The organism is Micromonospora foliorum, assembly GCF_022229015.1.
GTDB lineage: Bacteria > Actinomycetota > Actinomycetes > Mycobacteriales > Micromonosporaceae > Micromonospora > Micromonospora foliorum.
In genome coordinates this window covers 1-8964 of the sequence record NZ_JAKKFF010000081.1, presented here as the reverse complement: position 1 = coordinate 8964, position 8964 = coordinate 1, and the positions used below count along the sequence as shown (strand labels likewise).

10 protein-coding genes are annotated in these 8964 nt (G+C 72.2%); 5 read left to right on the top strand and 5 right to left on the bottom strand.

All coding sequences use genetic code 11. From position 1 onward, the window contains the following. A partial coding sequence (locus PSH25_RS07840) for a hypothetical protein (protein ID WP_238658357.1) occupies positions 1-187 on the bottom strand: 187 nt, incomplete at its 3' end. A 155-nt stretch (positions 188-342) separates the two neighbouring features. Between PSH25_RS07840 and PSH25_RS07835 the strand changes: the two genes are divergently transcribed. The 3 genes from PSH25_RS07835 (at position 343) to PSH25_RS07825 (ending at position 3929) form a co-directional block, all read left to right on the top strand. Next, entirely contained in the window at positions 343-1485 is a 1143-nt protein-coding gene (locus PSH25_RS07835) for a carboxylate-amine ligase (protein WP_372492739.1), read from the top strand. 23 nt (positions 1486-1508) lie between these two features. Continuing rightward, positions 1509-2888 carry an FAD-dependent oxidoreductase gene (locus PSH25_RS07830; protein WP_238658355.1) on the top strand — a complete coding sequence of 460 codons (1380 nt, stop codon included), beginning with the start codon at positions 1509-1511 and terminating at the stop codon, positions 2886-2888. A 72-nt stretch (positions 2889-2960) separates the two neighbouring features. After that, positions 2961-3929 carry a LacI family DNA-binding transcriptional regulator gene (locus PSH25_RS07825; RefSeq protein WP_238658358.1) on the top strand — a complete coding sequence of 323 codons (969 nt, stop codon included), beginning with the start codon at positions 2961-2963 and terminating at the stop codon, positions 3927-3929. Positions 3930-4032: 103 nt separating this feature from the next. Here PSH25_RS07825 and PSH25_RS07820 read toward each other — a convergent pair whose 3' ends face one another. The 4 genes from PSH25_RS07820 to PSH25_RS07805 form a co-directional block, all read right to left on the bottom strand. After that, on the bottom strand, positions 4033-4986 hold the full coding sequence (locus PSH25_RS07820) for a carbohydrate kinase family protein (RefSeq protein ID WP_238658354.1): 954 nt from the start codon (positions 4984-4986) through the stop codon (positions 4033-4035). Next, positions 4983-6248, bottom strand: a complete 1266-nt coding sequence (locus PSH25_RS07815) for an AGE family epimerase/isomerase (RefSeq protein ID WP_308193636.1) — start codon at positions 6246-6248, stop codon at positions 4983-4985. The genes PSH25_RS07820 and PSH25_RS07815 overlap by 4 nt, the downstream gene beginning before the upstream one ends. Positions 6249-6485: 237 nt before the next feature. Continuing rightward, a complete protein-coding gene (locus PSH25_RS07810) occupies positions 6486-6911 on the bottom strand; it encodes a nucleoside deaminase (protein WP_238658353.1) in 426 nt (141 codons plus the stop codon). Then, positions 6908-7759 carry a TIGR03619 family F420-dependent LLM class oxidoreductase gene (locus PSH25_RS07805; RefSeq protein WP_238658352.1) on the bottom strand — a complete coding sequence of 284 codons (852 nt, stop codon included), beginning with the start codon at positions 7757-7759 and terminating at the stop codon, positions 6908-6910. Before PSH25_RS07805 ends, PSH25_RS07810 begins: the two co-directional genes overlap by 4 nt. A gap of 93 nt (positions 7760-7852) precedes the next feature. Between PSH25_RS07805 and PSH25_RS07800 the strand changes: the two genes are divergently transcribed. Then, complete coding sequence (locus PSH25_RS07800) at positions 7853-8311, top strand: Lrp/AsnC family transcriptional regulator (RefSeq protein WP_238658351.1); 459 nt, start codon at positions 7853-7855, stop codon at positions 8309-8311. Between the two features lie 19 nt (positions 8312-8330). Continuing rightward, the coding region (locus PSH25_RS07795; protein ID WP_238658350.1) for an aminoglycoside phosphotransferase family protein at positions 8331-8964 on the top strand (634 nt) is incomplete at its 3' end.

Below are 8964 nucleotides of genomic sequence, written 5' to 3'. Positions count from 1 at the left end.
CCCAGCGCGGCCCGGCACCGGACGCGCCCGCCCGGCCGTGCACCCGCGCCGCCAGCACCACCGCGAGCAGCACCAGAGCGGTCAACGCGGCGCCCGCGAGCAGGTCGACCGGTCGTCCGGCGAGCAGGGTGAGCTGGGCGAACGCGGACATCCACGCGACCCCGAGACAGCCCAGCAGCACCGGCACGGGCTCAGCATAGGACCCGTTGTCACCTCACCCAGCCGAATCCGGCGCCCCGCCCGAGTACGACGCGCTGCCGCCACGTTTCCGGGCATCGCCACGTTGGGTAACCAACGGCGGACCGACGCGGACGGACCGCGAACGGTAGGAACGGACGGGTGATGTCGATGACCGGTCAGGTGGCGGAGGCGCCCAGCGACATGGCTGCGGCGACCGGGTTGCTCACCGTGGGTGTCGAGGAGGAGTTCCTGCTCGTCGACCCGCACACCGGGGCCGCGGTCCCGGCCGTGGACCTGGTCATGGAGCAGGTGCCGGCCGAACTTCGCGGGCAGGTGGAGCGGGAGTTCCAGACCAGTCAGATCGAGATCGGCAGCCCGCCCGGCCTGGAACTCTCGTCGATCCGGCACTCCCTCGGCGTACTGCGTCGGGCGCTCTCCGAGGCCGCCGAGCGGGCCGGCGTACGCCTGCTCGCCATCGGCACCGGCCCGGTGGACGGCCCGGTGCCACCGGTGGTGGACAAGCCCCGCTTCGACCGGATGGTCGAGCGGTTCCGGCTGCTCGTTCCCGGCCCCGGCAACAACGGCATGCACGTGCACGTGGGGGTGCCCGACCCGGACACCGGCGTGCAGGTGCTCAACCACGTACGGCCGTGGCTGCCGATGCTGCACGCGATGACCACCAACTCGCCGTTCTCCCGTGGCGAGGACACCGGCTACGCCAGTTGGCGCTCGGTGGAGTGGGAGCGCTGGCCGTCGGTGGCCCCGACGCCGTTTCTGGAGTCGCACGAGCACTACCAGCGGCTGATCCGCCAGTTGATCTCCAGCGGGGTGATGCTCGACGAGGGAATGCTCTACTGGTACGCCCGCCTGTCGGCAAAGTACCCGACGGTGGAGCTGCGGATCGGCGACGTCTGCCCGTCGGTGGACGACGCGGTGCTGGTCGCCGCGCTGGTCCGGGCACTGGTGGCCACCGCCATGGCGGATGTGGAGGCCGGCCGGCCGGCGTTGCAGACCGACCACCACCTGCTGGTCGGGGCGCACTGGCGGGCCGCCCACGACGGCCTGGAAGGCGAGGCCGTCGACGTCACCAACGGTGAGCTGCGACCGGCCTGGGAGCTGTTGGACCGGTTCGTGGAACGGATGCGGCCGGCGCTGGAGCAGCACGGCGACTGGGCCGAGGTGACCGACCTGCTGGGTGGGTTGCGCCGGCAGGGCAGCGGCGCGGCACGGCAGCGCGCGGTGTTCGAGCGCACCGGCCGACTCACCGACGTGGTGCAGGACGTCGCACGGCAGACCCGCGGCTGATCATTGCGTGACAGGATGGACCCGTGGCGCAACGGCTGATCGTCATCGGCGGGGACGCCGCCGGAATGTCGGCGGCGTCCCAGGCCCGACGCCGCCGCGACCGTGACGACCTGGAGATCGTGGTCTTCGAGCGGGGCCACTTCACCTCCTACTCGGCGTGCGGCATCCCGTACTGGATCAGTGGTCTGGTGCCCGGCCCCGAGGCGTTGATCGCCCGCGACCCGGAGACGTTCCGCACGAAGTACGCGATGGACGTACGGATGCGCCACGAGGTCACCACCATCGACCTCAAGCGCCGCGAGGTGGTGGCCCGGGACCTGACGGGCGGCGGCGAGGTCCGCGAGCGCTTCGACGACCTGGTGTACGCCACCGGCGCGGTTCCGGTGAAGCCGCCGTGGGCGGTCACCGACGCGGGCGGCGTGTTCGGCATGCAGACCCTCGACGACGGCGCGGCGCTGCGCGACTGGCTGGACGCCGACCCGCAGCCGCGCCGGGCCGTGGTGGTCGGCGGCGGCTACATCGGCGTCGAGATCGCCGAGGCCCTGATCCAACGCGGCCTCTCGGTGACCCTGGTCGAGGCGGGCGACCAGCCCATGGCGACGGTGGACGGCGACATGGGCGAGCTGGTGGCCGACGCCATGCGGGGCCTGGGCATCACCATCCGCACCGGCCTGCCGGTGACCGGCCTGGAGCAGCGGGACGGCCGGGTGTCCGCGGTGGTCACGGCCGAGGGGCCGATGCCGACCGACGTCGTGGTCCTGGGCCTCGGCGTACGCCCCAACGCCGCGCTCGCCGAGGCTGCCGGGCTGCCGATCGGGCCTACCGGTGGGGTCCGGGTGGACCGCCGGATGCGCGTGCCGGGGCTGCCCGGGATCTGGGCGGCCGGTGACTGCGTGGAGACCCTGCACCGGGTCAGCGGGTTGCCGGTGCACGTGCCACTGGGCACCCACGCCAACAAGCAGGGCCGGGTCGCGGGGATCAACATCGGCGGCGGGTACGCCACGTTCGCCGGGGTGATCGGCACCGCGGTGACCAAGGTCTGCGACCTGGAGGTGGGCCGGACGGGCCTGCGCGAGGGCGAGGCGAGGGCGGCCGGCTTCGACTTCGTCTCGGTGATCGCCGAGTCGACCAACCGGGCCGGCTACTACCCCGGTTCCCGACCGATGACGGTGAAGCTGATTGCCGAGCGTCCCAGCGGCCGGTTGCTGGGGGCGCAGATCGTCGGTTGGTCCGAGGCGGCCAAACGGATCGACACGCTGGCCGTGGCTCTCTGGAACGGCATGACGGTGGACGATATGACGTCACTGGACCTGGGCTACGCTCCGCCGTACGCGCCGGTGTGGGACCCGGTGCTCATCGCCGCCCGAAAAGCGGTCGACGCGCTCGCCTCGCTCAACCGCTGACCCGAGCCCGCCGTGGAGGACCACCCCGTGACCCAGACCCCGACCCGGCCGACCGTGCGTCGGCGCCCGACGATGGTCGACGTGGCCCGGCGCGCCGACGTCAGCCTGAAGACGGTCTCCCGGGTGGTCAACGACGAGCCGGTGGGACAGGAGCTGGTCGGCCGGGTGCTGGCCGCCATCGCCGAGCTGGGGTTCCGGCGTAACGACATCGCTCGCAACCTGCGCTCCCGGCAGCTCAACGCCACCGTCGGGCTGCTGATCGAGGAGATCGCCAACCCGTTCTACGCGACCATCGCCAGCGTCGCCGCCGAGATCGCCGCCGCCCACGGCACCATGCTGATCACCGCGTCGTCGGAGGAGGACCCGGAGCGGGAACGCGCCCTGCTCCAGGACTTCACCCAGCGCCGGGTCGACGGTCTGCTGGTGGTGCCGGCGGGCCTGGACCACTCGTTCCTGCGGCGTGAGGTCGAGCTGGGCATGCCGGTGGTGTTCCTGGACCGGCCGCCGCAGGGGCTGCACGCCGACGCCGTGCTGTTGGACAACCGGGGTGGCAGTCACGCCGGGGTGAGCGCGCTGCTCGACGAGGGACACCGGCGGGTGGGGCTGCTGCTCGGCGCGCCCAGCGTGCCCACGATGCGGGAGCGGCTGGCCGGGGCACGGGCGGCCCTGGACGCCGCCGGGGTCGAGCCGGACGAGTCGCTGGTCCGCGAGCGGCTCATCGCTCCCGAGGAGGCCGGGCGGGCGGTCGCCGCGCTGCTCGACCTCCCGGAGCCGCCCACCGCGTTCTTCTGCGCCAACAACCGGCTCACCGTCGGTGCGCTCCAGGAGCTGCACCGGCGGGGCAGCGACGCCGCGCTGGTCGGCTTCGACGACTTCGAACTGGCCCACCTGATGCCCCGACCACTGACCGTCGTCGCGTACGACACGAGGGAGCTGGCGAGGGTTGCCACCGAGCGACTGTTCCAACGAGTCGCCGGCGACGACACCCCGCCCTCCACCACGGTCCTGCCCACCAGACTGCTGAAGCGCGGCCTGACCTAGCCCCCTGGGGTCGATCATGGAATTGTGGTGGGCGTTTGACTGCACTTCGCGGCATACGCGAGGCACCACAAGTCCATGATCGACCGGGTGAGGCGGCTGGTTCTTACGGGGTCAGGTTGAGCAGGGCGTCGATGTCGGCGCGGGTCGGTGGGTCGGCGCCTCGGTGGGCGCAGGTCAACGCGGCCACCGTGGCAGCCTGTCGGAGCACGTCACCCCACTGCTGCGGGGTCACCGCGGCGAGCCGGTCGGCCGGCCGGTCACCGAGCGCGTCGAGGTCGGCAAGCGCGGCCAGCAGGCCACCGGTGAACGAGTCGCCCGCGCCGACGGTGTCGACCACGGTGGTGCGGACCGCCGGCTCCTCGTGCAGCGAGCCGTCGGGCGCGAGCAGCCAGGCGCCGTCCCCGCCCCGGGTCACCACGGCACAGGACACCCCTGCCGCACGCCAGTCGGTCATCACGTCGGCCACCGAACGCTCCGGGTAGAGCCAGGCCAGGTCCTCGTCGCTGGCCTTCACCAGGTGCGCGAGGCGTACCTGCCGGCGTACCCGCTCCTGCTCCGCCGCCCGGTCGGTGACGATGCTCGGCCGCAGGTTGAGGTCGATGGAGACGGTGAGCCCGTCCCGCTGCCGTTCGCCAGCGAGCAGACCCTCCAGCACCTCCGCGCCGGGTGCCAACGCGAGCGCGAGGGACCCGGTGTGCAGCGCGATCGCCGGTGACCCGGCCAGCTCGGGCAGCTCCCGCGGCGTCCACTGCCAGTCCGCCGCACCGGCCAGCCGGAACTCGTAGCTGGCCTGCCCGGCGGCGTTCAGCGTGGCCACCGCCACCGACGTGGGCTCCTCGGCGCGGACCGCCCACCCCAGGTCCACCCGGTTGGCGCTCAGATGCTCGACGAGTTGCCGACCGTACTCGTCGCTGGCGAGCCGGGCCAGCAGTCGTACCGGCTGGTCGAGCCGGGCCAGGGTGACCGCGACGTTCGCCGGGGAGCCACCCGGCACGGCCCGCTGCCCCTCGGCGGTGACGACCAGGTCGATCAGCGCCTCACCCGCGACGACGATCACGCGGTCACCTCCCCGGGTGCGAGCGGGCCGGGGCCGCCGAGCCCGTCGGCCGCGCGGGACAGCAGGACCGCCTGGTACGCGTGGTAGACGTCCGGTCGGCCGTGCCAGACCGTGTCGGCGGGCAGGTTCTGCGCGTCCAACTCGTGCCGCCATCCGGTCTGGTCGATCAGACTGCGGCGGGCGTACGCCCAGAAGACCTGGTACCAGTCGAGGTAGACCCCGTCCCCGGTACGGCGGTGCAGGGTGATCGCCGCTCCGATGGCCTCGGCGAGAACCCAGTGCATCCGGGAGCGCACCACCGGCCGGTCGTCCCAGTCGATGGTGTAGACGAAGCCGTCCGCGCCGTCGACGGCCCAGCCGCGACGCACGGCGGCGGCGAACAGGGCACGGGCGTCGGCGAGCAGCCAGCGGGGTGGCTGCGGCAGCACCGCCTCCAGCTCCAGCAGCAGCCGGGCCCACTCCAGCCAGTGCCCGATCGTGGAGCCGTACGGCCGAAACGGGTCGGCGGGCTGGTCCCGGTTGTAGTCGGGCAGCGGCGTCCAGTCGGTGGTGAAGTGCTCGGGCAGCCGCCAGTCGTGCCGGGCCGCCTCACCGTGCACGAGGTGGGTGGCGATCCGCAGGGCCCGGTCGTCCCAGCTCGCGTCGCCAGTGGCGGCGGCAGCGGCGAGGAACGCCTCGACCATGTGCATGCTGCTGTTGGCGCCCCGGTAGTCCTCGGTGACCGTCCAGTCCCGATTCCACGACTCGCGGACCGCGCCGGCGTCGTCGTCCCAGAACCGGTCCCGCACGACGGTCAGCGCGTCGGCGAGCAACCGGTCCGCGCCGGGCCGGCCGGCGCGCGCGGCGCTGGAGGCGGCGAGCAGCACGAACGCGTGGTCGTAGCCGGCCTTGCGATCATTGACGGGCTCCCCCTGCTGGTCCACCGCACCGAACCAGCCGCCGTACCGGTCGTCGCGCAGCAGCGTGCTGAGCGCGGCGATCCCGTGGTCGACCAGGGCGGCGGCGTCCGGGTCGCCGTTGCGATGGGCGAGGGCGGCCACGTGGGTCATCCGGCAGGTGATCCAGGTGTGGATCGGTTCGCCGCGATCCGGGGTGCGGTCGTCGGTCAACCACCAGAACCCGCCCTCGGGCCGGACCGAGCGGCGGGCGGTGTCGAGCAGCGTCCGGGTCTGGTCGACGAGGAAGTCGTCCAGATCGGGCAGGTCTGGCGACCCCGCCGGAGCGGGGGTCGTCTCGGCGTCGGATCGGGGCACGTCGGTCATCTCAGCTGGTCACCGTCGGGTAGGAAAGGGACATACGGCCAGGATCGGCGGACGGACCGGGTCCGCGCCGCAAAACCGCCAACGGTACGCCACGAATCGACTGGCCGGGGTCGACGTGCGGAGGAGAGGATTTCCTCCCTTTTGCCCGTTGACATCGTTGTCACTTCTCAACCCTGCTCTGGCAGCCGGCCGACTGTCAATTCCGGCTGCGTCACACCGCCCCGCGGCCAGCTCCGATCAGTAGTAGTCGTCGATCGGCTGACGCGCCTCGTCGAACAGCGCCGGACCCTCGTACCGGACCGGAGGCAGTGCCGGGGTGGCCGGCTTGACCTCCTCGAACTGCTCGCTGGACAGGGCGTACACCACCCGTCCGAGGCCGGACCGGTCGATCGCCGTGGCGCACATCGCGCAGGGCTGGCAACTGGTGAACATGGTGGTGCCGGCGGCCACCTCCGGAGAGAGTTCGCGAGCAGCCCAGCGGGCCAACTTCAACTCCGGGTGGGCGCTGATGTCCGCGTCGGAGACCACCGTGTTGTGGTCCTCGATCAGGACGACGCCGGCCGCGTCGACAAGCAACGAGCCGAAGGGCCGTTCACCGGAAGCCCCCGCCCGCCTGGCGATCTCCACGGCGTGGCGGAGAAACTTCTCGTCGTCCGGGGTCATCGGTCCTCCTGGGATTTGTGGTGTGCGGCCACGGCCGCAAGGGTTCGCCAGGCGCGTTCGGGCTGGCGGATCTCGGTCAGGTCACCGTTGAACGGGTCCAGCACAACCGTCTGCGACCCGAGCGCACGAAGCTGGTCGAGATCGTCGGTGATCTGATCGATGGTGCCGACGCCGGCGAGCCGGTCCGGGTCGGTGACCGGTGCTCGGGTCTCCTGGAGCGCGATCCGCGGCACCAACGCGGGCACCGGGCGACCGAGTTCGTCGGCGATGGCCGTCAGCCGTCCGACCGCCTCGGCCAGCCGTCCGGGCGTGACCCGCAGCGGGTGCCAGGCGTCACCGAGCAGTACGGCACGGCGCATGCCGGCCTCACTGTTGCCGCCGACCCAGATCGGGATCGCGTCCGTGTCGTAGTCCTCGGTGTTCTGCCAGGCCGCACGCATGGTGTGCAGGTATTCGTCGGTCAGCGCACCGCGCTGCCGGAACGGCACGCCGAGCGCCTCGAACTCCTGCCGGGCCCAGCCGACGCCGACGCCGAGGACGAGCCGGCCGCCGCTGAGCCGGTTGAGGTTCGCCGCCATCCGGGCGGTGAGCAGTGGGTGCCGGTACGGGACGATGAGCACCGTGGTGCCCAACCGGACCCGGGTGGTCACCCCGGCCAGCCAGGACAGCGTGGTGAACGGCTCGTAGAACGGCGCCGGATACTGCTCGGCCACGTCCGGGGTCACCGCGATGTGGTCGGAGACCATCAGCAGGTCGAAGCCGAGACCCTCCACCGTCTGCGCCCACTGCCGCAGCACGTCGGGGTCGGTGCCCGGGGCGAAGTTCGGTACGTTCACGCCAATCTGCACCCGTTCACGCTAGCCACTGTGGAGCGCGCGTGGGAACCCAATGATCCCTGCCTGCACCGCCATCCGCCGTTGATCCAGCGGTAGATTGGTTCAATGGCCGAGAATCTTGACGATCTCGATTGGTCGATCCTGACCGAGTTGCAGGGCGACGGCCGCCTGCCGATCACCGAACTCAGCCGCCGGGTCAAGTTGAGCGCGTCGGCCACCACCGAACGGGTGAGACGGCTGGAGGCGACCGGCGTGATCAGCGGCTACCGCGCCGAGGTCGACCTGTCCAAGGCGGGCTTCGCGGTGCTGGCGGTGGTCCGGCTGAAATACCCCGGCAGCCGGCACGAACCGCTGCACCGACTGCTGGACCGACGGTTGGAGATCCTGGAGTGCCTGCGCACCACCGGGGACGACTGTTACGTGCTGAAGGTGGCGGCCACCTCGATGGCGCACCTCGAACAGATCGTCAACGATCTCGCCGCGTTCGGCAGCACCACCACGAACGTGGTCTACCGCGCCACCCTCCCCTATCGCGGCCCGCGCCTGACGCCGCCCCGGTCGTGACGGCACGATGGATGGCCGGATGGAGCTACCCGAAGGGCTCAACTGGGTACGCGGATCACCCGCCGGTCGCGCCTGGCTGACCGTACTCCCGACGTGGCTGGCGGAGTGCGCCGAGCGGTGGTCGCTCCGACTCGGCCCGCCCTTCCGATACGCGTACGCCTCACTGGCACTCCCCGCCGACCTGCCCGACGGCACGGCGGCGGTGCTGAAGCTCCAGTACCCCGACGAGGAGAGCCGGCACGAGGCTGACGCGTTGGCCCACTGGGACGGCGACGGGGCGATCCGCCTGCTCGCCCACGACTCCGGGCGGCGCGCCCTGCTGGTGGAACGCTGTCAACCCGGCACTCCCCTGCACGATCTGCCGCCAGACCGGGCACTGAACGCGATGATCGGGTTGCTGCCCCGGCTCTGGCGACCGGCCGGCGCGCCGTTCACCCCGCTGGCGCAGGAGGCCGCCGGCTGGATCGACCGGATGCCCCGGGCCTGGGAACGGGCCGGCCGGCCGTACGAGCGGCGGCTGCTCGACGCGGCGCTCGACCTGCTCGACGGCCTGGCGTCGAGTCAGGGCGAACAGGTGCTGGTCAACCAGGACCTGCACGCCGGCAACGTGCTCGCAGCCGGGGCGCCCACCGCCGACACGCCTACGGCCGACG

Excerpts from the sequence above, each read along its gene's own strand:
- PSH25_RS07810 (WP_238658353.1), bottom strand. The coding sequence starts at position 6,911 with ATGACCCCGGACGACGAGAAGTTTCTCCGCCACGCCGTGGAGATCGCC.
- PSH25_RS07800 (WP_238658351.1), top strand. The coding sequence starts at position 7,853 with ATGGCCGAGAATCTTGACGATCTCGATTGGTCGATCCTGACCGAGTTG.
- PSH25_RS07825 (WP_238658358.1), top strand. The coding sequence starts at position 2,961 with ATGGTCGACGTGGCCCGGCGCGCCGACGTCAGCCTGAAGACGGTCTCC.
- PSH25_RS07835 (WP_372492739.1), top strand. The coding sequence starts at position 343 with ATGTCGATGACCGGTCAGGTGGCGGAGGCGCCCAGCGACATGGCTGCG.
- PSH25_RS07815 (WP_308193636.1), bottom strand. The coding sequence starts at position 6,248 with ATGACCGACGTGCCCCGATCCGACGCCGAGACGACCCCCGCTCCGGCG.